The sequence below is a fragment of the Chengkuizengella axinellae genome, assembly GCF_030730905.1.
In the GTDB taxonomy this organism is placed as follows: domain Bacteria; phylum Bacillota; class Bacilli; order Paenibacillales; family KCTC-33759; genus Chengkuizengella; species Chengkuizengella axinellae.
The window spans coordinates 47,557-72,234 of sequence record NZ_JAVAMP010000002.1 but is presented as its reverse complement, the minus strand read 5'-3'; the positions used below and the strand labels follow the sequence as shown (position 1 = coordinate 72,234).

Here is a 24,678-nt window from a genome sequence, read left to right as displayed (position 1 = left end):
TCATTATCTTATCATTTGAAAGGTAGGTTGAACAATGAAATCTTATACAATGCACAATCAAATCTGCATGTCAGGAAAGGCGTGGGAAATCCGCACTCACATGAAGTCCCTATTAAAAAATACAACATCAAAACATATGACTTTAAAAGAATACATACATTCAGTCAGTCCTGCATCAGAACTTCCAAGGCAGCTTGAGCAGCACAACAGACCGCTAAGAAAAAAGCTGGATCATCATATAATCCCCTTCCCATTGTCTTAATTGGAAATGGGTACAGATTCAAACTTTTTTCTATATCATCAAATTTTAAATGATTGTACCAAGTAATAACATGAAGCTTCTGAACACCAAATTCAGTTATTTGCTTTTCTATATGATTTGTATATTCCTGTGGAAGGTTATAAGGCAAGTAAAGTTGCGATTGTTTTAATGCAATTGTAGATAAAGTTGTAAGCAGGTGATGGCTAATTCCTCTATGTCTTTCTCGATGATCCATGAAACTAATCCTTGGGACGATAATCGGAATACCTTGAAGTATTGATACTGCGTTTGCTATTTCACCAATCTCAATTCCTGTATGCCCTAATTTTGTGCCAGTTCCTACAATACCAGGCCCCATTAAAACAATAATAATATCTGCTTTTAAAATATGTTTGGCAGCAATCAATGCAGTAAACTTATTAACCGCTTCAATATCCCCTCCATAAGTGTGCCCATATGTCACCGTTCCATCTATCCATCCTGTGTCCTTTAAGCAAGCTACATGCTCACTAAATGATATTGGCAAAGCCCCCCCTTCACTCATAACATAACATATCTTCACATGTTTAGTGGTTTTTCCTTGGTTTTGTTTATAATGAAGCCAAGAGCATAAAATGGGCAACATGCTGTGCAGTTCACCTATTAAAACAGGTGTTTCTTCTAAACTCTTATCTTCCAGGAATAAAGTATGGGTTGGACTATTGGGTTCTTCACAAGTAAGGACGGATCTTTGTTGAGGAGTATAACGAAGTTTCATAATATGTCCGATATGATTAGGTTTACTGCCACCATCTTTTTTCTCATTTAAAGTGTCATCTATAATCATGTAAACAAAATGATATCCTCCAGAACCAAGCTGCAAATCTACTGCCGTTGTATTTATTAAAACTTTACTTCCCACTCGTACTAACGGCTGAACATCTGTATAATGAACGGCTTTCATAGTTGCACCGTCTTCATCTTGCACTTGAATGAATTGGACTTGCTCTCTTTCTTTATCTATTTTGGCGACTGTACCAATTCTCCAATGGATCATCCTATTTCCCTCATTCCTTATCCTCCATACTTTTTCAATTGATATTATGCAAATATCATCATTTCAAGTACGGTTTTTATGAATCTTTTACATTTCCTTAAGACTTTCTTAATCTATTGCCTTTATGATTAAACTAATAAATAACCTACACATGGAGATGATTCATATGAAACTATTTGCAGCCGTAGCATTGTCAACTTTATTAAAAGGAACAAACATAGCAACAGATGAAGATAAACATAATCAAAATTCACCAGTCATAGAAAATAATAAATATATTACAGAACACACTGAATTGATTAAATGTGAAAAAACACATAAAGAATTGATTTATAGTTATGCATCCCAATTAGGCTTTAACTTTAGCGGGAAATCAGTAGAAATGATTAAAGAAGAATGGAATCAGTGGATAAAACAAAACAACATAAAAAAAAGAGACATGGAAGGAGCTATTTGATCCATGTCTCTTCTTTAATGATATCATTCATTGTGATATGTATATAACTGAAATTTATTTAATGTTATCTTAAGGTTAACTTAATCTATCGTTTAGATAGGTTTTTTATAATAGAAGTATAAGAGTTTGCAACAAAAAAAATACATACATCAGGAGTGAGCAGAAATGAAAAAAGTTATAAGCACAGTAGCATTATCCGCACTATTAATTGGAGGTGGAAGCGCCGGTGTAATAGGCATAGCCAGCGCCCATGAAACAAACACAGAACGAACAAACATCTATCAGATGATAGACGAAGAGCATTTGGAGGAAATCGCTGAGCGATTTGGTATAGATACAGAAGATAAATCCAGCGAAGATTTACGAGAAGAGATTCAAGAAGCGGTAACAGAGAAATTTGATAATCTTTCTCTTTCAGAATTAAAAGTCATTGCTGAAGGATTAGACATTGATACGGAAGATAAAAGTAGAAAAGAATTGCGCGAAGAAATTAGAAGTGTAATAAAAGAGAAATATGAGCAGTTGTCTTTGGAGGAGTTAGAAACCATTGCAGAACGACTAGACATTGATATCGAGGACAAAACAATGGAGCAAATTAGAGAGGAAATTAAAGAGGTTATCAAAGAACAATTTGAAGATCTTTCTTTAGCTGAGTTAGAAGCCATTGCAGAACGCTTAGGCATTGATATCGAAGACAAAACAAAAGAACAAATTCGTGAAGCGATCAAAGATTATCAAAAAGAGCATTTTCTAGAGCTGTCAAGAGAAAGCTTGGAGCAGATCGCTGAACTTTTTGACATTGATACGGAAGATAAAACATTAGAAGAAATTCGTGAAGCGATCAAAGTAGCCCAAGAAGAATACTTTGCTAAAATCGCTAAAGATTTAGGCCTAGATATTGAGGATCTATCCATTGAAGAAATAAAAGAAAAAATCAAAAATTATAAAGAATCACAACTACAATTAACACTTGAAGAATTAGTTGTTATTGCAGAAAATTTAGGTATTGATACTGAGGATTTATCTAAAGAAGAAATTCTTGAAGAAATTAGAGAATACAAATTAAATCACATGACAGAAATCTCTGATCAGTTAGAGACGATTGCAGAGCTGCTTGGTATTGATGTTGAAGGTTTAACCCTTGAAGAAATCCGTGAGGCCATTCATGAAGTAAGAGACGATCATGATTTTGAATTCTCAGAAGAAGGTTTACTGAACTTCGCAGAGTTTTTAGGAATTGACACTGAAGATAAATCAAACGAAGAAATCCGTGAAGAAATCAAAGAATATTTTGAAGAAAAACATGAAGAGCATGAGCATAATGATGAAAAAGAAGAAGGTACAGATGAAGACCATTTGTATGGATGGCAGAAAAAAGCACTAGATTTAGGTATTGATATTGAAGATTTATCTAAAGAAGAAATATTTGAAGAAATCGAAGAGGTAAAATCTGAAAATAGTCAATTAAGTGAAGGCTGGATCAAAAAAGCTGTTGAAAATGGTATTGATTACGAAGGTAAAACAAAAGATGAAATCAAAGATGAAATAAATGAAGACAAAGATAATGGTAAGGGACATGGAAAAGATAAAGATAAAAATAAGGAAAAAGGTAAAGACAAGGATTAATAATCTTGATCATCCCCCTCCCTATACGAAAGAAATTCACTAAATAGCAATCTTCATCATAATTTTTATAAATATTGAAGTGAAACAGGAGGGCATCCCCCTCCTGTTTCACATGAATGATTTTAATAAAATCACGATTATTACTGCACCTAATATCACGAACAGTATGTTTACCCTGAACAAAACAAGAGCTGCTGCTGTAACTCCCCCAATGAAACCAATCCAAGGTTTTCCTCTTAATGACGAATGCATCAAGTATGATTTCAAAAAAACCTAACCTGCTGCAAACATATTCAACTCATAAACTAGCTTGCTCCACCATAAACAAATTAAAATATATCAATGAACTGCTTGATCATATCATATAGATTCTGATTTGTATATTAAAATGTATTTTTATATAATTAAAATATATTCTTTATACTTTAAGGGAAGTGTGGATAACATGAATTCTGGAATACCACAGGATCAAGAACAAATCGGAAAACGAGTTGGATTAAAATTAAGACAGATAAGATCTACAAAAGGTTTAAGTATGGAGGGGTTGGCTAATCAGATTGGAGTAAGTAAATTAACACTTGGGAAAATAGAGCGAGGAGAAGCAAACCCTACTTTATCAGTGCTATGGAAAATAGCTAGCGGTTTATCCGTTCCTTTAACAAGTTTGTTTTACTTGGAGTCTGAAGTTCAAATTTCCCGTAAAAAGGATAGTATTCAACTCAATAGTCCTGATAAAGTATTTATAGTTGAACATATGTTTAATAATAACGCTCAGTCATTTGAATTATACAGAGGGTACTTGAAGCCCTTTTCTGAATATGAATCAGAAGCTCACTCTACAGGTGTTGTTGAATATGTAACCGTAATGTCTGGAGCATTAAACCTTGAAGTCAACGGAGCTACCTATGTTTTACAAAAACATGACTCAATTTGCTTTAACGCAGATAGTTTACATAAATATATAAATTCAGGTTCCGAATTAGCAGAACTGCATTTTACGATTAGTTATCAAAACATAACGTGACATTTGTATCGCTCTTCATAAAATAAAATATAAACAAAAAGTAGTGACAAGAGACTGCCGATGTCACTACTTTCATTTAACATAGTCTCTCTCATTTATTGTTTGTTAATATTTAAGTCGAGAGCAAAAATAGAAACCAAAAGGCTCTTACCTTTTGGGTTTCTTATATGGTGTTTATATTCATTTTTATACGCCAGTGTATTGTTCAACTACTCTAGAGATAGTACAGGTTCCGAAGCCAAGATACTTCCAGTACCATTTTGCTTTCCATTTGGATAAATCGTAGTTCTGATCCAATTTGCTGATACATCAAACCTCTCTGTTACGGTATAATACGCCCACACATCTGTTACATCAAAGGTAACCAGCTGGTCATTATCACCATTACCCCCATTTTGATTACCCTGACTCCTTAGTCGAAGTGATACAGTTTGATTAGTAGATCCATTTAGTGTTTTCAGCCAAACACCAAATGTGAACGTTTTACCATCCGGGTTGATATAAAAAGTTCTGTTCATATAGTCAGTCGTATCAATTCCTAGTGCGCTTAATTCAAAGGAACTTTCTTTATCTACATCTGATGTTGGAGTAATTTCACTAAAGTCTGATGGATTGAAGCTAGTAAAATCCATATCTTGTACTATTAAAGGCTTCGAAGCCAAAACATTACCGATACTATTTTGATACCCTACTGGATAAATCGTAGTCCTGATCCAATCTGCAGCTTCATCGAACGTTTCAGATACGCTATAATATGTCCATTCATTTGTTACATTAAAGGTAACCAGAAAATCATGATCTCCATTGCCTCCATTTAGATTCCCCTGACTTCTCAAGCGAAGCGATACTTGTTGATTCATTGACCCATCTGTTGTTTTCAACCATACTCCAAAAGTATAGGTGTTTCCTTGTGGATTGATATAAATGGTTTTATTCACATAATCTTTAGTGTCACTCCCTAATGCGCTTAATTCAAAAACTTCATCTTTATCTTCAGTTGGTTTGGGTGTAATTTCACTCTGAGCAGATGTATTATAGTTAGTGAAATCCAAGGGAATAATTTCACTAGACTTCCCAACGAGCGACCAAGAATTCAATTCACCTACATCTAACAGAACACTGCCATTTTCTTTGAGTGGTGCTTGCTTAAGCAGCCACTCCACTGTAGATGGGAAATATTGTTCATTCACTTGTAAATATACAACCGGGGCATACTCTTTCGCGTAGAGATATGCATTGGTTACATCAACTTCTCCTAGATTCGTAATATCACTAGATTGTGTTGCATTGGTTACATCTATGAACCAGTTGTAACCAGAAGAGAATCTAGGACTATTGGGGCAAGTAAACCCACAATCATCTTGAGCATCAGTAGAGCCACTGGCTCCCCAACGTCCTTGGAAATCCATCCATGGCGTATTTTGTTCATTTATAATAATAAAGTTATCATTAGGAATATCCCAGAGATGAGTTTTGCTTGTATAATCATTCCCGAAACCGCTTAATCTCGTATGTTTACCTTCAGTCCAGTAATTAGCGTGACTATGTTCAGCAGAATAAATAACTGGATGTCCTGATTCATATTCGAATATACTTGGGGATTTCCAACCATGTTCATTATCATGAGCAGAAGGACGAATTTGTTCAATTGAATCTGAGTTTTTATTCACAAGAATTTTTACACTTTCCCAATCTCCTTCATGAGCTCCACTTGGAAATAAACCAGCTCCACCAATATTTCCGTTATATGGATAAAAGAATCTGAAATTCAACCCAATATAATCTCCATATTCAAGTACTTGTACGTAAGATTTTGCAGAGCCTAGGTCTCCTTCCCAAGTGCTTTTAGGCATTTTAATATACTGATCAATTTCAGCTGAATGTACAGGTGTCATCATCAAACTAATCACCAATAAAAAACTAATGAAAAGAACCATAACCAACTTTAACTTTTGGATATTCATCATATTAAACAGCTCCCTTGAAATAATGGTAATTCCAACCTGTCCTTATATGAAAGTTGATAACAGAACGCTGCCAATCAGTTTCTTTTTTCTATCCTCCTTTTTATTTTTGTTTCAGCAAATCCAAATCACTCTCTTCTCTCCACTGTTTTTTTGAGGATATTTTTCTAAGAATTTTAAAAAATTAAGCGCTTAACCTTTTTGCAATCAAAATGATGAAGTTAGATGCAACCAGAATAATATACTTAGAAAAATATCGTTTGTTTTAATCTATTTAATTTCAACCAGAATTATTAATACATTCCAAGTATATCGGGGTTGTGTTATTTAAAATTCAAGTTGAAATCAATTTTTTATTGTTTTTGTATTTTGTATGTAAAGAAAAAGAAAACTCACCGATCGATGAGTTTTTTTATGAGGAACTATTTATTATTTCAAACCATCGAGGTGCTTGATTAGCCTACTTATTGGAAATTATTTGATCATTTAATCTAAGGCTACAATCTTCTATTCTCCATCTTTCTTAGTAACATTTCATTTAGATTCATAGAAGGCTGATCAGAATTAAAGGTAAACAATGCAGTATATTCATTATTTTGTTTCATCATCTGTTTTTCCATTCATATTCGTAGTTATGGTTATCGTTTTAGTTTCGTGATTATAATTCGCATTTGCTCCTAACGTTTCACTAACAAATCTTAATGGCACAAACGTTGTTCCGTCCATCATTTCCGCTGATTGATCTAAAGTAAATTGTGTGTTATTTATCAATACATCCTGAGAATTTATCTGCAATACAATGTCAATGCATCCCCCTGATGATAGTAATCATTTTTGTTTCAGTGTTCCACTGAACTTGTGCTCCTAAGCTCTCAAAAATACTGCGAAGAGGAATATATGTATGTCCCTCTTTAACAATGGGTAGATAGCTTTGAGGAATTCCATCAATCACTATTGTTGTACTTAAAGGATGGATTTCCAACGCAGGTTCTAGTACATATTGAATTTTTCCCCAACCTGATCTTCTTTCAGGCCTCCAATCACATAAGCCTTTCCATTTAATAGTTCTGTTTGAAATGAATACCTTTCTTGATCAAATGATACAACTTCAGTCCAATTATCTTCTTTAATCATGTATTTTTCTATGTTAAACACAGTCTGGTTTCCTTTCGTTGATCTTCCTATCACATAGATTTCATCATTATATACTTCCACATGAGGTTCACCACGAATCCCACTCATATCATTTAATTCTATCCATGTGTTAGTTTCAGGATTGTACATTTCTGCAGTATTTACATTACCAGCTTCACTCTCTCCCCCAAATACATAAATTTGATTTTCATGTACAGCTAATTCAAATCCAATTCTTTCTACATGTAAATTAGCAACTACCTCCCATGTATTTGTTGTTGGATCATACACTTCTACAGTATCAAAAAGACTGCCTTCGTAATCTGCTAAGTAACCAAATGTTGTATATCCACCAATTGTATAAATCTTTTATTTATGACTGCTGTTTGAAATCCTGCTCGTTCTACATTCATCGTAGCAGCTTCTGACCATGTTTTTAAAATCGGATCATACACTTCTACCTCAATAGCATTCGCTTTGTTCATAAAAACATATAATTTCCCCATCTGCTACTTCAGAGTGCACAACACTCGACTTTTCTGTGATTACTGTCCATGTATCTGTATCTGGATTATATACTTCTACCTGATTCATGGATTTATAGGTTGATTGCTTGCTATATCCTCCTAGTACATATATTTCTCCATTCAATACCGAAGTTGTATGTAAAATTCTAGCCGAATTCATGTTGGCAACTTGCTCCCATTGATTTAATATAGGGTTAAACTTTTCTACAAGGTTTAAAGACCCATCTTTATTCTCACCACCAATAACATATATTTCTCCACCCAGTACTTCAGTTTCAAATTTCCATCTACCTTCTATCATCATGTTGTTCTGTATATCTGTATCATTTGCAAAACTAGATGTACTAAAAAAAAGAAACACAAATATAACAAAAACTAGCAAAATTAAATTTCTTTTTTTGATAAAATAATCAGATCTACCCACTATATCCACTCCCCCAACCAATGGTTAATTAATGTTTCAAATTTAATACGATTAAAGCATGAAAAAGTTTTGTTTTAAAATAAATAAAAAACCACCCGAAATACGGATGGTTCGATTATTTTCATTTATGAATACAACAAAATTTTACTCACCTTCAGTTACATCTTTCACAATCTGAAGTACAAGCTCAGCACTTTTTACTAATTCTTCAATTGGCATCTGTTCTTCTGTAGTATGGATATTTTCATAACCTACAGATAAATTTACAGTAGGAAAGTCCATGCCATTAAAGATATTTGCATCACTCGCTCCTCCTGAATGTGTAGTTTTTGATTCACGACCAATTTTTTCTGCTGATTTCATTGCCAATTTAACTAATGATGCTGTTTCATCAAAGAAAAATCCAGGTAATTCTTCTGTTTCAAATTCAACTTCTGCACCATGTTCCTCAGCAGCAGCATAAAAAGCTTCTCTCATCTCATTCACTTGCTTGATCATTTTATCTCTCACAAGACTTCTAGCTTCTGCTACAATCACAACTTTATCATTCACTACATTTCTTGGACCACGTCCATCAAAGCTTCCGATATTTGCAGATGTTTCTGGATCTATTCTACCTAGCTTCATTCTGGAGATGGCTTTACTTGCCACCTGAATTGCGCTGATACCTTTTTCAGGAGCAACTCCAGCATGAGCAGTTCTTCCTTTAATTACAACATCAACATGCATTTGGAATGGAGCTGCTACACAAATTTCCCCAACTTTTCCATCAGAGTCCAATGCATAACCAAAAGTTGCATCCAAGTTTTTTGGATCAAATGCACTGGCACCAACAAGTCCAGCTTCTTCTCCAACAGTAATTACAAATGAAATTTTACCATGAGGAATGTTTTCCTCTTTTAAAACTCGAATGACTTCGAACATGACTGCAATTCCAGTTTTGTCATCACTACCTAGAATCGTAGTGCCGTCAGAACGAATGTAGCCGTCATCATCTATTTGTGGTTTTATTCCCTTACCTGGAGCTACAGTGTCCATATGACATGTAAAATAAATCGGGTCTACGTTTTCTTGTCCTTCTGTTGCTTCTAAAATTGCAACTAAGTTCCCAGCTCCATGTTCTGTTTTTTCTTCCGCATCATCTTCAAACACAGATAATCCCAATTGTGAGAACTTTTCTTTTAAAACAATAGATATTTCCTTTTCAAACGTAGTTTCACTATCCACCTGTACCAATTCTATAAATTCATCCACTAAACGTTTTTCTTGTATCAAAACTCTTCCCTCCGATATGTATTATACGTTACAATATAATTATATAGCTTGACTCACTTATGTTGACCATTATAGAACTATTTTAGTATGAACAAAAGGAGATGTAAATGTATGGGTAAAAATAAATTGTGGTTTAAGATTATTATTTATATTATGATCGGTTCTATGCTGCTATCCACAATCTTATTTAGTATTTCTTTTTTAGCGATTTAATAACAGCTTATTATAAAATATAATAATTCAGTAGAAAGGGTATCTCTTCGTTTAGCGAGATACCCTTTTATTGTTTCAGTGATCCTATTAGTACAATTTCGTATCTGGTCCAAATGATTCAATATTTTCTTTGACTCTCTGTAAAAATCGACCACATATAACTCCATCGAGAATTCTATGATCTAGTGATAAACACATATTTACCATAGAACGCACAGCAATCATATCATCAATGACGACTGGTTTTTTCACAATAGATTCAAAGGTTAAATTTGCAGCCTGCGGATAATTAATAATTGGGTTTGATAAAATGGAACCAAAAGCTCCTGTATTATTCAAAGTAAAAGTGCCGTCTTGCATATCATTCAATGTTAATTTGCCTGCTCTAGCTTTCTTTGTAAGAGAATCTATCTCCTTTGCAATTCCTGCAATCGTTTTATGATCCGCATGTTTAATTACTGGAACATAAACAGAGTCTTCAGTACCTACAGCTAATGAAATATTAATATCTTTTTTTACAATGATTTTATTTACTGCCCAAACGGAATTTAAGATAGGGTAATCCTTAATAGCATTAACTACTGCTTTAATGATAAAAGCTAGATAGGTTAAGTTAACACCTTCCTTTGAAATAAATTCTTGTTTCACTTTATTTCTTAAATTCACCAGATTGGTAACATCCACCTCAACCATCGTCCATGCATGAGGAATTTCAGTTACACTATGTCTCATGTTGGAAGCAATCGAGCTTCTAACTGGAGTAACATCAATAAAATATTCATTGTCTGCTTCTCTTTGATTTTTTTCAACTGTAGATCTTGGCGGTTCAGATAAGTGCAGCCCTGTCGTTCTAACAGCCTCTGCTTCTTTCTTTTCAGGTGCTAGCACAGCCTGTGAAGAAATGGAAGCATTATGATCTTCTGCGTTATCTTCTACAACATTCATTACATCTTTTCTAGTAATTCTACCACCAATTCCTGTACCAGAAACAAGATTTAAATCGATGTTATTTTCAGCTGCAATTCGTTGTACTGCAGGTGAATACCTATTTCTCATACTTTGATCTGTATCAGACATTGAATGTTTCATTTCAAGGCTTTCTTTCTGTGGAGCCACTGAGGAGTCTCCCTGAGCAATAGATTCACTTTCATCTTGTTTTACTTTGATGTTGCAGATGACTGTACCTACATCAACAGTTGCTCCTTCTTCTGAGAGAATCTCCTGTAAAAAACCTTCGACCGTACTAGGTAATTCCGCTGTCACTTTTTCAGTCATTATTTCACATAAAGGTTCAAATTCTTCAATAAAATCACCCGGTTTTTTTAACCATTTTACAATTGTTGCAGAAACCACGCTTTCCGCAAGCTGTGGCATTGTGATTTCTTGAATCATAGGAAAACTACCTCATTTCTTTTAAAATAATGCTAATTCTTTCATTGCATCCTTTACTTTTTCCGTGTTCAGCATATAAAACTTCTCTAATGTTGGACTTATCGGCATTGCTGGCACATCATAACCACATAATCTTTTAATTGGAGCATCAAGTTCAAACAATAACTCTTCAGAAATAATTGCTGAAACTTCGGCGCCAACCCCACCTGTTTTATTATCCTCATGGATGATTAACACTTTACCTGTTTTGGCAGTTGCTTCTAAAATTGCTTCTACATCCAATGGTTGAAGAGTTCTTAAATCTAATATGTGCGCACTGATTCCCTCTTGCTCTAATTCCTTCGCTGCTTCAAGTGCAAAATGTACGGTTAAACCATAAGTAATAACGGTAATGTCTGTACCTTCTTTTTTTACATCCGCTTTTCCAATTGGTACTATAAAATCATCATCAGGTACTTGTGTAATGATAGATTGATAGCATTTTTTATGTTCAAAATAGATCACTGGGTCAGGATCACGTATCGCAGCCTTTAATAACCCTTTTGCATCATATGGAGTTGATGGAGCAACTATTTTTAATCCTGGTGTCCCAAAAAATATGGATTCAGGGCATTGAGAATGATATAGTCCTCCAAAAATTCCTCCTCCAAAAGGAGCTCTAATGACTACCGGACATTCCCAATCATTATTGGATCTATATCTAATCTTGGCAGCTTCACTTATAATTTGGTTCGTTGCAGGAAGCATGAAATCTGAATATTGCATTTCTGCTATGGGGCGCATACCATACATGGCTGCACCAATAGCTACACCCGCAATAGCAGATTCAGCTAGTGGAGTATCCAGTGCTCTTTCTTCCCCAAACTCTTCTATAAGCCCTTTAGTCGCGGTAAAAACCCCGCCTTTAACCCCTACATCCTCACCAAGTACAAATACATTGTCATCTCTGCGCATTTCCTCAGACATCGCAGTCCGAATAGCATCGAGGTAACTTAATTCAGTCACTTCAGTCCGCCTCCTTCATCTGCATATACATGTGTTAGTGCTTCTTCCGGTCTTGGATAAGGAGCTTGTTCTGCATACTTTGTCGCTTCTTTTATCTCATCTTTTATTTTTTCTAATAGCTGTTGATCTTGTTCTTCGCTCCACAACCCACTATCGATTAGATATTGTTTAAATCTTGGAAGTCCATCTGCTTGTTTATGTGCTTCTACTTCTTCTTTTGTCCGATAAATCAAATCATTATCAGAAGTAGAGTGAGGTGATAAACGATATGAAACAGCTTCTATCAGCGTAGGACCGTCTCCTTTTATCGCTCTTTCACGAGCTTCCCTTACTGCTTTATAAACTTCTAGTGGATCATTACCATCTACTTTAATACCTGGGAAACCATAACCAAGTGCGCGATCAGCTATACTTTCACAAGCCACTTGTTTATCATATGGAATAGATATCGCATACTGATTATTTTCACAAAAGAATATAACTGGAAGCTTATGAACCCCTGCAAAATTACAACCTTCATGAAAATCTCCCTGGTTGCTGGAACCTTCGCCAAATGAAACATAAGAGACAAAATCTTCTTTTTTCATTTTAGCAGCAAGCGCAAATCCAACCGCATGAGGTACTTGTGTTGTCACTGGACTAGAACCCGTAACAATATGCTGTTTTTTATGGCCAAAATGACCTGGCATTTGTCTGCCGCCACTGGTCGGGTCCTCAGCTTTAGCAAATAAAGCTAAAAATAGTTCTTTTAAAGTCATTCCAGCTGCTAAAACAAATCCATAGTCCCTATAATAGGGAAGAAAATAATCCTTTTGCTTTTCTAATGCAAAAGCAGCTGCAACTTGTGCTGTTTCTTGTCCTATTCCTGAAACGTGAAAATTAATTTTCCCTGCTCTTTGCAATAACAAAGCACGCTCATCATATTTCCTTGCTAATACCATCATGGAATACATCTCTATAAACTGTTGATCAGTTAAACCCAGTTTTTCATGTTTGTGTAATTGACCGACTGAATTCATCATGGAGAAAACCTCCTCCTCAAAATTATAATGAGAATTTAATATCTGGTCTTAATACTTAACTCTATATCATTATATCAGTTTTATATTTTATATTCCAATTGCATTTCCATCCACTCCAAGCATTGCCTCTCCCAGCGCTTCAGACAACGTAGGATGAGCATGGATAGTTTGTCCTACTTCCCATGGTGTAGCATTTAAAACGATGGCTAATCCCGCTTCTGATATATAATCTGTTACATGAGGACCTATCATATGAACCCCTAAAATATCGTTTGTATTTTTATCTGCGATCACTTTAACAAATCCATCATTACTTCCATATACTAATGCTTTTCCAATCGCTTTAAAGGAGATAGATGCTGTTTTCACATCAAATCCCTTTTCTTTTGCCTGTTGTTCTGTCCACCCTATACTGGCTACCTCTGGACGAGTATATACACAACGGGGAATATTTTGCATCATCATTGGCTGAACCTCATGACCTGCTGCATGTTCGACAGCTAATATACCTTCATGACTAGCTACATGAGCTAACTGCAAGCCACCAATCACATCCCCTATAGCATAAATGTGAGATTCAGTTGTTTGTAAATACTGATTTACTTTAATAAATCCTTTTTCCACTTTTATGTCCGTATTTTCAAGCCCCAAGTTTTCTACGTTTGCTTGTCTTCCCACGGATAACAACAGTTTTTCCGCTGATATTTCTTTTTCAGAATCCTTTTGTTTCACTTTGACTTTAACAATACCCTCTTCAGTATTTACACTTTCTGTAAGTAACATTGCATTTTTTAATATCTTTATCTTTCTCTTTTTAAACAAACGCTCTAATTCTTTTGAAATTTGTTCATCCTCAGTAGGAATAATGTTTTTTTCTGTTTCAACAATGGTCACATCAACACCAAAATCACTTAATAAAGAGGCCCACTCAACACCAATTACACCACCGCCAACAATAATCATGGATTTAGGCAGTTCATTCATATCAAGAGCTTCGTCACTAGTAAGAATAAAATGTCCGTCAACTTCTATATTTGGCAAAACACGTGGGCGTGAACCTGTAGCTATGATTAAATTTTTAGGTACAAGTGTTTTATTATTTTCTTCAATCTCTGATTCTATGGCAACTGCACCACTTCTAGGTGAAAAAATAGAAGGTCCAATTACACGTCCATTACCATAAAATACATCGATTTTATTTTTTTTCATTAGAAATTCTATACCTTTATGTAGTTGATTCACTATTTTGTTTTTACGGTCTTGGACTTTTTCAAAATGTAGCTCAATTGAGGACGCGCTGACCCCATATTCTTCGCTGTTGTTCATAGTTGCATATACTTCAGCACTGCGAAGAAAAGATTTGCTTGGAATGCATCCCTTATGCAAACATGTTCCTCCTAATTTTTCGCGTTCTACTATAGCAACGGTTTTTCCTAATTGCGCAGCTTTAATAGCAGCCACATAACCCCCTGTACCACCGCCAAGTACAACAACATCATAATTTAAAGTGCTCACAATCATATACCCCCTATGTTTAAAAAAATTCAATCGACTCTATTGTAACTTTTTCAACATAAGAAATATAGTTAAATATTTTAATATTTTATGACTAGATCCTAATCACATGCAATGTTACTTAATATATGTTATGATTTGTTTCGAAACAAAATAACCATTAACTGATATGATGTCAACAAAGAAAACTCTCCATAGGAATTAATGAACACAAAAGGGGACTAATATTAAACATTATTTAATAAAATATATCCATTTAAAGTATGAATAAATGAAAGAGGCAAAAAAATGAAATTAATGATATCTCGTTTCACAGCTGTTTTATTACTCGTTATTCCAGGATTATTGGCTACCTATGGCTTTTTGGAAATAAAAAATGCAATTTATGATTATATTGTATCTGTGGGAAATACAGAGATCGAAAATCACATTGATTGGTTAAGATTATTAATTGGAGTCCTTTGTTTCTCACTTGGAGTAGGTTTTATAGGCGGATGGATTTTTTTCAGAGATCAGAAACGAAACTATGTTGCACCAAGATTTAAACAAAAACAAGACTAATCGTATAGCAGATTATTATTTGCTTGTGCCTTTTTGGTTTATTCTTTAATCCAGACCCCGCAAAAGTACCAGGATTAAGCTTCTGAAGGATACTCTTCACTTTTGTGGGTGTTAAATCATACTCTCCCCCACTGGTCTATCCAATGAATAAGTGGTTTGGTTTCAATCCAGTTTGTAATGGAATCTCGCTCTGAAATCCAATGCATATGAAGTAAGAAAATAAAACAGAAAATTTGTACCCACCAGGGTGTCATGAGAATGATACAAAACCCTAATACAAATCCTAATAAATTCGAACCAGAGTCTCCGAGCATGACTTCGCCGCCAATATCTTTTTTTAACAACAATAAAACCCCTAATACCATAGGGAGTAAAAAAATGAAATATTGTTGCAAACTGCTTAAAAATAAAATCCCACAGGATAATAACAAAAAAAACTTTAAAGCTCTACCAGGACGCAAGTCCAGTAAATTAACTCCATTGGTCATTAAGGTGAGTATGAAAAACTGAATCACTTCTAAAAGTGGATGATTATTCATAATTCGTAATAATACCCAAATAGATAATGCTGCTGTTATGAATGCCTTTAGTGAACCCGTAGTAAGCCTTCTTTCCTTAATCAGTTTCATGAAATGCCCTTTTAAACCTTTTACTTTAGGATCCCCAACTCGATCATCCAACCACCCGACGATAAATAAAAGGGTCAAAATCATAATGTATTGTGGAAGATATGTTTGCAAAAAGTCATAAGAAGGGATCATCCATTGAAGGAAGGCATAATAAATAATGAGAAGTAACCACAAAAACAAACCCAATCCAATTGGTATTTTATGGTGAAGATAGTTTTCTGCAACGATGTTTTGTTTTACTAAAAAATAAATAATCACTTCTAAGAGTAGAAATCCGAAAAATGTCATGATACTAATCATAAATGCCACTTTTATTAACATACTGGATCACGCCATTTGTGATATAGAGTTTTTGATACAGAAACAAACTGCTTTCCTCTATGTGTAAACCCTGCCCAGTCCCTTCCTGTTTCACGATGTTGATACGGTACATCTACTTCACATATTTTAAAACCTTTATTGACAGCATCTATCGTTAAACCTACTTCAATTCCGAATCCATCTGACAATGATGGGACTGATTGCAAAAGTTGTTTTCGTAACGCTCTTTGACCTGATAATGGAGCTGTAGTTTCATATCCACACAGCATATATATTCCTTGTACTGCCAACTTCTTTACAAGTCCAAACCCACCTTTTTTTTGTGCCTTTGGAAATCGTGCTATCACCATATCTTTATTTCCGTTTAAAATAGGTTCTACGAGTTTATATGTTAAAAAAGCAGTTCCACCCAAATCAGCGTCCAGAAAAACAACAATATCATTTTTAGCTCTTTTCCATCCAGCTTCTAATGAGGCTCCCTTCCCTAAGTTCCTAGGATTTTTTATAATCTGATCAGCCCATGGTGTTGCCATCTCATATGTATGATCTTCACTTCCGTCATCCACAACAATAAATTCATTCCATTTTTGAATCCCTTCTTTGTCCCTTAGATCATGTAATGATCGTAACGTTTCGCTAATTTTGAATGCCTCATTCCAAGCTGGGATAATTATAGACACCGATGGCTGCATTGCTATCCTCCTCCATGATTTTTTTTATAAATAACATAAAATTCACAATTTCCTGAGGTTCATCAAAAGGAAGTGCATTCGGACTCACTTGGACAATGATTGGATGAGCCTGCTCATTAAATGAATGCCAGCGATTCATTTGATTAGACATAAAATCAGATTGCCCTTCTGAAACCATGACTAGATCAGGGGCTTCATTCACTGGGGATTCAATCCATTCTCCTCCTTCCGATTGTATGGCAAAAGCTAGCATATCTTTATTTACATCTTCAGAGCTCACCCACATCATTTTTTTGTGTTGAAAAATTGGAGTTGTCTTTTGATTGAGCAACTGCAACGATCCAATCTGATTTTGAAGTTCTTGATTAATTGATAATTGAGTTTCATATTTCTCCATAATGCTTTCTGCTATATTTTTTTCAGTTTGATTAATCCATTGCTGTCCCATAGTACCACCAATGAAAATGCCAATCCCTAAAGCGAGAAATATGGATATAACGGTAATTAAGTAAAATCTGCTAGGTACCATTTATTCACCACCTAAAAAATGGATATTTTAACGTAATTCCAATATATGTATAAAAAATCCCTAACTCCAGGATGAACATAAGTCAAAATAACAACAGGGAACATAGCTGCAATGGGGAGAGGCCAAATATTCTTAAACTTCACTTTTCTTTGATATAATTGACTAACTCCCTTTGCGTCAATTAATTTATCACCTATTTTCATTCTCACCAGCAATGTACTAGACATTCCCTTCCTCCCCTTTTCCAAAAAATCAATCATGTGAGAATGTGCCCCTAATGTAATGATTAATTCTGCTTTTTTTTCATATGCTAAAAGCATGGATATATCTTCACTTGTTCCTGTTGCTGAAAGCGTTTTTGCTTTAAGTCCTAAGGCATTTATTCTTTCCAAGCCAGGGGCTTTCCCATCAGGATAAGCATGAACAATAATCTCTGCATTTGATAATAGAGCATCGTCAGATACACTATCCATATCTCCAATGATGACATGAGGCTGATATCCGTGCTCCAATAGAGCGTCCGCTCCACCGTCTACACCGATCAATACAGGCTCAATATCCTCTATATAATCTTTAATAGCCAAAAGATCATTTCTATACTCTTTACCCCTTACAACAATGACCACCGGTCTATTCTCTATCCTCACATTTAAAGTCGGGGCCTCGAAAGATTGAATTACAAAATCCTTTTCTTTTTGAGCATACTGCAATGTATTTTCAATAAAATGATTTAAATTACTTGGTAAATTTTCATAACTAGTTTTTAGTAAATTTTTGTATTTATCTTCAGTAAATATGGAATATGGAATTTGATGATTCTCAACATGTATTTTGAAGCTATGAATTTTAACAACTTGATGATTATAAAACTTCTTAAAAGATGGATAAGTTATTTCTAAAATAGGAATCCCTGCTCTTAACAATAATAGAGGACCCTTTGTAGGATAACTCCCTGTCATGGTAACATCTGCATTAATAACCGCTTTTACTTTGCAACGAATAATATCTCTAGCTGCAATCTCATCTATATCTCGATGTTTTATCACTGCGATTTGCTTTGGTTTAATGGTCATAAGCAACTCTTTTGTCTTCTCACCGACTTGAACTATTCCTTGAAGAGAAAGGGTGTCGTCTTGTTTGTATTGCTTCCTTAATTTCACTTTTAACACTCCTCGAATACTCTTTCCATTCCAAATTTTATTATTCGATCATTAGTTTAAAATTATACACAGCAAATGAAATACGATATAGATCATTAATAAATTCTTATATTATAAAAAAGTACCGCAATACAATAAGTATTACGGTACTTTTTAAATTATTTAATTACATTATTGAACTATGAGAGTGGAAGCCATTGTTTCATGTCCTTCCCCACATGGAAGACTACATATTATAGTATAAGTTCCAGCCTCATCAAAGTTCACTTTAACTGGTTCTTCACCTGGCAGCAATTCTATATCTAATCCCTCAATTTGTAATTGATGCACACCTTTCACATTTCTCAATGACAATTCTAAAGTTTCACCTAATTCAACTGTGTATTCTTCTTTATCGAATTTCCAGTTCTCTGCTTTGAATACTAAAGTACCTTCTTCTTCAACTTCTTCTACAACTTCATGTTGTCCCACAGTTGTAAAGGTAATTGCTATACCTAAAACACTAGCTATAACAAAAAGTGATACCATGACCCACTTGTGCATTTCTGAATGCCCCCTAATTATTATGATTTATATTATTATTTTACATACTGTATTATCTTAAACAAAACACCTTTATGTCAACACTGTGAAATAAATATGAATTTTTTGTGAAATAACAAAAAAACTTCTTAGAAGTGCTCAGAGATGATTGTTGAACCCTTTATTCTTTAGTAAAGAGAAACAAAAAAATAAATCATCTCATTATAGATAGATGATTTATTTTCCTTTGCCAATATATACGATTAACAACCTGTACTCGAAGAAATAATAAGACATGACTCAACCTTACGCTTTTGAGTTAGAGTTAAATCGATCATAACGACCATTTTTTCACGAATAACTTTAAATGTACTTTCAGTTTTTGGTCCATGTGTTAATGAGAGCTGATTTCTATACATATCTCTTTCATGAAAATCGACTTTATCAATATGACACTCAACTGGTTCATTAATGGGTTGAGAGATAGTTTGATTAAACTCTTTTAATTTACGTCCATGAAATTTACTTGTACTTGTGTGGGTATTAGAAATACTTGCATTTGAATCCTCCACTGGTACGACACATTTAAAAGGGACGTTAACGGTACAGTGTCTAATTTCTCCACACACTCCATCATCCGTACAACAATCTAACGCTGAATATCTTATATTTTTTCTAATATATCCAATTATAAACACTTTTCCATTAATTACACCACAATCACAGTTTGATGTTCCATTGCTAGCAGGAACAAATTCACACTGTTCAAAAAAAACTTTTTTATCAATATCTTTTATATCAAGTGCAGGCTCATCGAGCTCAATATCACATTCTACATCGATTTGTAAGCTCAATTCCCCAACAACGACTTCAACCTTTATTTTATCAGGACATAAAGACTGAGTTTGAGAGGTGCATTCGCTTAACAATGGGGTTACTTTAGCACCCATGGACAGATCTCCTTCCTTAGTTAAATAGTAGTACTTAAATATTGTATTCCGTGCTTATAAATTTGATTGGATATCTGCCTTATTAATTTTATTTTTAAATAAAAATGGGCTTTTATTATAATAATAGAACGAAAAAAAACCGTTATTTATTCAGATCATAAAATCCAAATAAATACCGGTTGGTTATTAAGATATTTAATCTCCACTCTTTCAGGAAACTTTATGTTCGATTCTTAACTTATCCGCTACCATAGCGATAAATTCACTATTTGTAGGTTTAGATTTGCTTATATTCACTGTATAACCAAAAAGAAGACTTATGGAGTCAATGTTTCCTCTTGTCCAAGCTACTTCTATTGCGTGTCGTATGGCACGTTCTACACGACTAGGCGTTGTTTTATATTTTTCAGCAATAGCTGGGTATAATGTTTTTGTGATAGATCCTAAAATTTCTATGTTATTATAAACCATTGTGATCGCTTCACGTAAATATTGATATCCTTTTATGTGAGCAGGTACACCAATTTCATGAATAATAGATGTGATATTGGCGTCTAAGTTTTTCGTTTTTGCAATTGGAACAATATTTTGTTTTGAAGAAGCAGTGTTCGATGATCGAGATGAAACAACAGATGAATGACTAACTAATTGTCTTATGCGATTTGACAACACATCAAAATCAAATGGTTTTAATATGTAGTATGAGGCACCTAGTTAAACCGCTTTTTGCGTAATATTCTCTTGCCCAAATGCTGTAAGCATAATAATTTTTGGCTGAGGTTTAATATTAATCTCCCGCAGTTTTTCCAATACCCCTAAACCATCTAAATGAGGCATTATAATATCAACGATTAGAACATCGGGAATTTTCCCTTGTTCAATTATATCGATAACTTCTTCACCATGAAAGGCGACACCCATCACTTCCATATCTTCTTGTTCAGAAATATATTCTGAAAGTAAATTTGTAAACTCTCTGTTGTCATCTGCTAATAACACTTGTATTTTTTGTTGCACGAAAAGCTCCTCCTCAAAAAAGAAATATTTACTATTTGCCACTATAACAATTTCGACATTACAAATTAAATTCCTCCTGTCGAAAAAAATTTATTATAAATTAATTAAAAATGAAAAAAATGGAAACTGTCAAAATTGAAAAAGGTGACAAAAAAAGAAAAAATACGCCCTAACTGGGCGTTACATTTCTACAAGGATATTCATTTCATTGTTATTTTATGCTGCAGTTTCTTCAGAATTATTCACATTCTCCATAATATCTGCATCCTTCAACATCCATTCAATAAAACAACCATACCCAGAAGTTGGATCATTTACAAATACATGTGTAACTGCACCTATAATTTTCCCATCTTGTATTATTGGGCTGCCACTCATTCCTTGTACAATTCCACCTGTTTTTTCAATTAAACGTTGATCTGTAATTTTAATTATCATTCCTTTTGTAGCAGGTGCATTTTGTTCTGCTATATGTTTGATTTCGATATCAAACGCTTCAACTTTTTGACCATCTACCACGGTTAAAATTTGTGCAGGACCTTGTTTTATTTCCTCTGAAAATGCTACTGGCAACGCTTTATTCATAATGCCATGGTCAGGCAATTTATCCATATTACCAAATATACCAAATGGAGTGTTTTTAGTGATATTTCCTAATACTTTTCCTTGATTAGATAATATGGCTCTTTTTTCTCCTGGTGTACCATTTTTACTTTTTGAAATAGATGTGACTTTTGAATGCACAATTTCACCCTTACCTACCACAATTGGAGTATTTGTATCCATATCTGTGATTGTATGTCCTAATGCTCCATATTTTTTTAAATCAGAAGAATAAAATGTCAGTGTACCAACTCCTGCTGCTGAATCCCGAATATACAATCCTAATCGATACTTGTTATCTTCAACATCAAAAACAGGTTTTAGTTTTACTTTTACTTCCTTCCCATCTCTTAATAAGGTTAGGTTTATAGCCTTTCCTTTCTCCCCAGCTTCATTTACAACATCTGAAACTTTACTTACTTCTGTAATTTTTTGTTTATTGATTTTTGTAATTAAATCTCCTAATTTCACCTTTGCTTTTTCACCTGGTGAAATTTTGTTGTCATCTGAAGCTGCTACGAGATGATGTCCCACAACTAGAACACCGTCGGATTTCAATTTTACACCAATAGTTTGACCACCTGGTATTACCTTTAAATCAGGCATGATGTTAACTCTTACTTTTTTAAAAGGGATCTTGCCAAATAATTTCAATTGCAACTCAGTATGCCCAATCTCATTAGACTGTATGGAAATAGGTTGATTTAAATCTAATTGAAATGAAGGTTTAGATTGCCCATTGACTGTAATTACATTTGGATCCTTCACTGTGAGTTGAGCATGTACAGGCATAATAAAATCTAACTGCTTTCCTTGACCTGAAAATAATCTTAGTTCAGTTGGAAATGAAGCATAACTTTGAAATGGAGCAGATAAACCAATGATACAAATGAAGAAAACGAGCAGAAGTCCAATCAATCTTTTTACGAACAAATAATCACGCTCCCTTGTCTTCCTTCGCTTGACGAGAAGGGTTTCGTCAATTACGTACCTATAAGTTATCCTCCATGCTGTTCTTTTATAATTGTAAATGATTCCTCTGTTCCTTTTTCTTTTCGGCCATGACAAGCATTTCTTTGGCATGATGTTCCGTAGTTTTTGTCACTTCAACGCCTCCAAGCATTCGAGCCAGTTCAATAATTCGATCACCTTCATGTAAATGGTTGACATGGGTAAAGGTTCTATTCTTTTGAACGGATTTTTGAATGAGGTAGTGGGCATCTGCCATACAGGCAACCTGAGGTAAATGAGTGATGGAAAACACTTGACACTCTTTTGACAACATTGACATTTTTTCCGCAATTGCTTGTGCAGCTCTTCCGCTTACACCTGTATCCACTTCATCAAAAATCAATACAGGTATCCGATCCATTTTAGAAAATATTGTTTTTAATGCAAGCATAATGCGTGAAATTTCCCCACCAGAAGCAATTTTATGTAAAGGTCTTAGTGGTTCTCCTGGATTTGGAGAAATCATAAATTCAATATGATCCCATCCTTCTTTTGTAAATTGATTCATATTGCTTGAAATATGTACGTCAAATCTTGTTTTTTCCATCTGCAGGTCACGTAATTCGAATTCAATCTTTTTTGATAACTGTTTAGATACTTTTCTACGTTTTTCTGATAGCTTTTTAGCTGCTTTTCTCAATTCATGTAAAATAAGCTCTTTTTCTTCTTCTAACTCCTGAATTTTTACATCTTTATTTTCCATTCGTTCTAATTCGGATTTAATAGACTGTACATAATTCAATATTTCTTCTAGATTTTCTCCATATTTTCTTTTCAATGAAGAAATTAGCGCAAGCCTTTGTTCAATCTCATCTAGTCTTGAAGGGTTGAATTCTACATTTTCTCTATACTCCCGTAAACCAAATGAAGAATCCTCGATTTGGTAATAGGCAGACTGGATTTGCTCTAACAATGGCTGTAAAACTTTTTGATCATAATGTGATATTTGCTCAATATACGAAACTGCTTTCCCTAAAGACTCAAGTGTTTTCTCGGATCCATACAAAAGTTGGTGTGCTTGGTTCACCCCGTCATATAATTTCTCTGCATTAGCTAGCTTGTGCTTTTCTTCAGTTAAACATTCATCCTCTCCCATTTTTAATTGTGCTTTTTCAATCTCCTCAATTTGAAAAGAATATAGATCTTTCATTTGCAAAAGCTGCTTATCGGATTCCTGTAATTGTTTAAGCTCTTTTTGAATGGCTGAGTATTTTTCATAAATGGATTGATATTTTTTCTTCAGATCATGAATTTGGCCGTCTCCAAATAAATCAAGCCACAATAAGTGCTGCTCAACATTTAGCAATGATTGATGTTCGTGTTGTCCGTGGATATTAATCAACCATTCTCCAATCTCTCTCAACATAGATAGATTCACTAATACACCATTTACTCTTGAGGAACTTTTACCTTGAGCTGTAATTTCTCTCCTTATTATTATATTTTCAGTTTCATCCAACTCTATACCGTACTTCAGCAAAACATTTTTTACAGGATGATCTTTCTCCAGTTGAAATAAACATTCAATTTCTGTTTTAGGTGCATCATGTCTAACAAATTCAGCTGATCCTCTCCCACCAATAATAAGACTTAGTGCATCTATAATCATTGACTTTCCTGCTCCAGTTTCGCCTGTAAAAACATGAAAACCATCCAAAAAATGAATGTTTGCTTCTTCAATTACTGCAAAGTTTTTAATAGAACATTCAATTAACATAATTCTTGTTCGTCAAACACAACGATTTCAATACATTGAAAAAAACATAAGATGATGTCAAATTGGGAAACAACTTTTTCAAGTTATATA

Annotated in this window: 27 protein-coding genes and 1 pseudogene; 6 read left to right on the top strand and 22 right to left on the bottom strand. The window is 34.2% G+C overall.

The window, feature by feature from the left end:
• The first annotated feature begins 34 nt into the window (after positions 1-34).
• A complete protein-coding gene (gene mciZ, locus Q5Y73_RS24795) occupies positions 35-262 on the top strand; it encodes a Z-ring formation inhibitor MciZ (protein WP_371320165.1) in 228 nt (75 codons plus the stop codon).
• Here the strand turns inward: mciZ and Q5Y73_RS05955 are convergent.
• The gene (locus Q5Y73_RS05955) at positions 165-1,298 is read right to left on the bottom strand and encodes a DUF3866 family protein (RefSeq protein WP_305990947.1); all 1,134 of its coding nucleotides are present in this window, start codon (positions 1,296-1,298) and stop codon (positions 165-167) included. The genes mciZ and Q5Y73_RS05955 overlap by 98 nt on opposite strands.
• 166 nt (positions 1,299-1,464) lie before the next feature.
• Between Q5Y73_RS05955 and Q5Y73_RS05950 the strand changes: the two genes are divergently transcribed.
• Together Q5Y73_RS05950 and Q5Y73_RS05945 are read left to right on the top strand one after the other, a co-directional pair.
• Positions 1,465-1,755, top strand: coding sequence for a hypothetical protein (locus tag Q5Y73_RS05950; RefSeq protein WP_305990946.1), 291 nt, complete (start codon positions 1,465-1,467; stop codon positions 1,753-1,755).
• A gap of 165 nt (positions 1,756-1,920) precedes the next feature.
• A complete protein-coding gene (locus Q5Y73_RS05945) occupies positions 1,921-3,381 on the top strand; it encodes a hypothetical protein (protein WP_305990945.1) in 1,461 nt (486 codons plus the stop codon).
• A 108-nt stretch (positions 3,382-3,489) separates the two neighbouring features.
• On the opposite strand, the gene Q5Y73_RS05940 is transcribed toward Q5Y73_RS05945, so the two are convergent.
• Entirely contained in the window at positions 3,490-3,648 is a 159-nt protein-coding gene (locus Q5Y73_RS05940) for a hypothetical protein (protein WP_305990944.1), read from the bottom strand.
• Between the two features lie 178 nt (positions 3,649-3,826).
• On the opposite strand from Q5Y73_RS05940, the gene Q5Y73_RS05935 reads away from it, so the two are divergent.
• The gene (locus Q5Y73_RS05935) at positions 3,827-4,405 is read left to right on the top strand and encodes a helix-turn-helix domain-containing protein (RefSeq protein ID WP_305990943.1); all 579 of its coding nucleotides are present in this window, start codon (positions 3,827-3,829) and stop codon (positions 4,403-4,405) included.
• A 209-nt stretch (positions 4,406-4,614) separates the two neighbouring features.
• Here the strand turns inward: Q5Y73_RS05935 and Q5Y73_RS05930 are convergent, their stop codons facing one another.
• The 7 genes from Q5Y73_RS05930 to Q5Y73_RS05905 all read right to left on the bottom strand — a co-directional run bounded on the left by Q5Y73_RS05930 (position 4,615) and on the right by Q5Y73_RS05905 (position 9,729).
• Positions 4,615-6,372 (bottom strand): Vps62-related protein, encoded by a 1,758-nt coding sequence (locus Q5Y73_RS05930; protein ID WP_305990942.1) that lies wholly within the window; start codon positions 6,370-6,372, stop codon positions 4,615-4,617.
• 588 nt (positions 6,373-6,960) lie between these two features.
• Complete coding sequence (locus Q5Y73_RS05925) at positions 6,961-7,164, bottom strand: copper amine oxidase N-terminal domain-containing protein (RefSeq protein ID WP_305990941.1); 204 nt, start codon at positions 7,162-7,164, stop codon at positions 6,961-6,963.
• A 7-nt stretch (positions 7,165-7,171) separates the two neighbouring features.
• Positions 7,172-7,321 (bottom strand): stalk domain-containing protein, encoded by a 150-nt coding sequence (locus tag Q5Y73_RS24790; protein ID WP_371320179.1) that lies wholly within the window; start codon positions 7,319-7,321, stop codon positions 7,172-7,174.
• 38 nt (positions 7,322-7,359) lie between these two features.
• Positions 7,360-7,860 carry a Kelch repeat-containing protein gene (locus Q5Y73_RS05920; RefSeq protein WP_305991617.1) on the bottom strand — a complete coding sequence of 167 codons (501 nt, stop codon included), beginning with the start codon at positions 7,858-7,860 and terminating at the stop codon, positions 7,360-7,362.
• Entirely contained in the window at positions 7,830-7,988 is a 159-nt protein-coding gene (locus Q5Y73_RS05915) for a kelch repeat-containing protein (RefSeq protein ID WP_305990940.1), read from the bottom strand. The genes Q5Y73_RS05920 and Q5Y73_RS05915 overlap by 31 nt, the downstream gene beginning before the upstream one ends.
• The gene (locus Q5Y73_RS05910; protein ID WP_305990939.1) at positions 7,966-8,454 is read right to left on the bottom strand and encodes a Kelch repeat-containing protein; all 489 of its coding nucleotides are present in this window, start codon (positions 8,452-8,454) and stop codon (positions 7,966-7,968) included. Before Q5Y73_RS05910 ends, Q5Y73_RS05915 begins: the two co-directional genes overlap by 23 nt.
• A 144-nt stretch (positions 8,455-8,598) precedes the next feature.
• Positions 8,599-9,729, bottom strand: coding sequence for a M20/M25/M40 family metallo-hydrolase (locus Q5Y73_RS05905; RefSeq protein ID WP_305990938.1), 1,131 nt, complete (start codon positions 9,727-9,729; stop codon positions 8,599-8,601).
• A 111-nt stretch (positions 9,730-9,840) separates the two neighbouring features.
• Here Q5Y73_RS05905 and prli42 point away from each other — a divergent pair, with 111 nt between their 5' ends.
• Positions 9,841-9,942 (top strand): stressosome-associated protein Prli42, encoded by a 102-nt coding sequence (prli42, locus tag Q5Y73_RS05900; RefSeq protein WP_305990937.1) that lies wholly within the window; start codon positions 9,841-9,843, stop codon positions 9,940-9,942.
• A gap of 87 nt (positions 9,943-10,029) precedes the next feature.
• Here prli42 and Q5Y73_RS05895 read toward each other — a convergent pair whose 3' ends face one another.
• From Q5Y73_RS05895 to lpdA, 4 genes are all read right to left on the bottom strand, one after another.
• Positions 10,030-11,334: a dihydrolipoamide acetyltransferase family protein gene (locus tag Q5Y73_RS05895; RefSeq protein WP_305990936.1), complete on the bottom strand. Its 1,305-nt coding sequence runs from the start codon at positions 11,332-11,334 to the stop codon at positions 10,030-10,032.
• Positions 11,335-11,355: 21 nt separating this feature from the next.
• Positions 11,356-12,339, bottom strand: coding sequence for an alpha-ketoacid dehydrogenase subunit beta (locus Q5Y73_RS05890; RefSeq protein WP_305990935.1), 984 nt, complete (start codon positions 12,337-12,339; stop codon positions 11,356-11,358).
• Positions 12,336-13,361, bottom strand: a complete 1,026-nt coding sequence (locus Q5Y73_RS05885) for a thiamine pyrophosphate-dependent dehydrogenase E1 component subunit alpha (RefSeq protein WP_305990934.1) — start codon at positions 13,359-13,361, stop codon at positions 12,336-12,338. Before Q5Y73_RS05885 ends, Q5Y73_RS05890 begins: the two co-directional genes overlap by 4 nt.
• Before the next feature lie 87 nt (positions 13,362-13,448).
• Positions 13,449-14,876: a dihydrolipoyl dehydrogenase gene (gene lpdA / locus Q5Y73_RS05880; RefSeq protein ID WP_305990933.1), complete on the bottom strand. Its 1,428-nt coding sequence runs from the start codon at positions 14,874-14,876 to the stop codon at positions 13,449-13,451.
• A gap of 288 nt (positions 14,877-15,164) precedes the next feature.
• Between lpdA and Q5Y73_RS05875 the strand changes: the two genes are divergently transcribed.
• A complete protein-coding gene (locus Q5Y73_RS05875) occupies positions 15,165-15,437 on the top strand; it encodes a DUF2627 domain-containing protein (protein WP_305990932.1) in 273 nt (90 codons plus the stop codon).
• Between the two features lie 116 nt (positions 15,438-15,553).
• On the opposite strand, the gene Q5Y73_RS05870 is transcribed toward Q5Y73_RS05875, so the two are convergent.
• The 9 genes and pseudogenes from Q5Y73_RS05870 to recN all read right to left on the bottom strand — a co-directional run bounded on the left by Q5Y73_RS05870 (position 15,554) and on the right by recN (position 24,588).
• Positions 15,554-16,366: a hypothetical protein gene (locus Q5Y73_RS05870; protein WP_305990931.1), complete on the bottom strand. Its 813-nt coding sequence runs from the start codon at positions 16,364-16,366 to the stop codon at positions 15,554-15,556.
• Positions 16,367-16,380: 14 nt separating this feature from the next.
• Complete coding sequence (locus Q5Y73_RS05865; protein WP_305990930.1) at positions 16,381-17,079, bottom strand: glycosyltransferase family 2 protein; 699 nt, start codon at positions 17,077-17,079, stop codon at positions 16,381-16,383.
• Positions 17,039-17,608, bottom strand: a complete 570-nt coding sequence (locus tag Q5Y73_RS05860; protein ID WP_305990929.1) for a copper transporter — start codon at positions 17,606-17,608, stop codon at positions 17,039-17,041. The genes Q5Y73_RS05865 and Q5Y73_RS05860 overlap by 41 nt, the downstream gene beginning before the upstream one ends.
• 11 nt (positions 17,609-17,619) lie before the next feature.
• A complete protein-coding gene (gene steA / locus Q5Y73_RS05855) occupies positions 17,620-18,768 on the bottom strand; it encodes a putative cytokinetic ring protein SteA (protein WP_305990928.1) in 1,149 nt (382 codons plus the stop codon).
• Positions 18,769-18,939: 171 nt separating this feature from the next.
• On the bottom strand, positions 18,940-19,311 hold the full coding sequence (locus Q5Y73_RS05850) for a cupredoxin domain-containing protein (protein ID WP_305990927.1): 372 nt from the start codon (positions 19,309-19,311) through the stop codon (positions 18,940-18,942).
• A gap of 242 nt (positions 19,312-19,553) precedes the next feature.
• The gene (locus tag Q5Y73_RS05845; protein ID WP_305990926.1) at positions 19,554-20,240 is read right to left on the bottom strand and encodes a CsxC family protein; all 687 of its coding nucleotides are present in this window, start codon (positions 20,238-20,240) and stop codon (positions 19,554-19,556) included.
• Between the two features lie 210 nt (positions 20,241-20,450).
• Positions 20,451-21,257 (bottom strand): annotated as a pseudogene (gene spo0A / locus Q5Y73_RS05840) (sporulation transcription factor Spo0A).
• A 216-nt stretch (positions 21,258-21,473) separates the two neighbouring features.
• Positions 21,474-22,793 carry a SpoIVB peptidase gene (spoIVB, locus tag Q5Y73_RS05835; RefSeq protein WP_305990925.1) on the bottom strand — a complete coding sequence of 440 codons (1,320 nt, stop codon included), beginning with the start codon at positions 22,791-22,793 and terminating at the stop codon, positions 21,474-21,476.
• 85 nt (positions 22,794-22,878) lie between these two features.
• Positions 22,879-24,588 carry a DNA repair protein RecN gene (recN, locus tag Q5Y73_RS05830; RefSeq protein WP_305990924.1) on the bottom strand — a complete coding sequence of 570 codons (1,710 nt, stop codon included), beginning with the start codon at positions 24,586-24,588 and terminating at the stop codon, positions 22,879-22,881.
• Positions 24,589-24,678 lie beyond the last annotated feature (90 nt).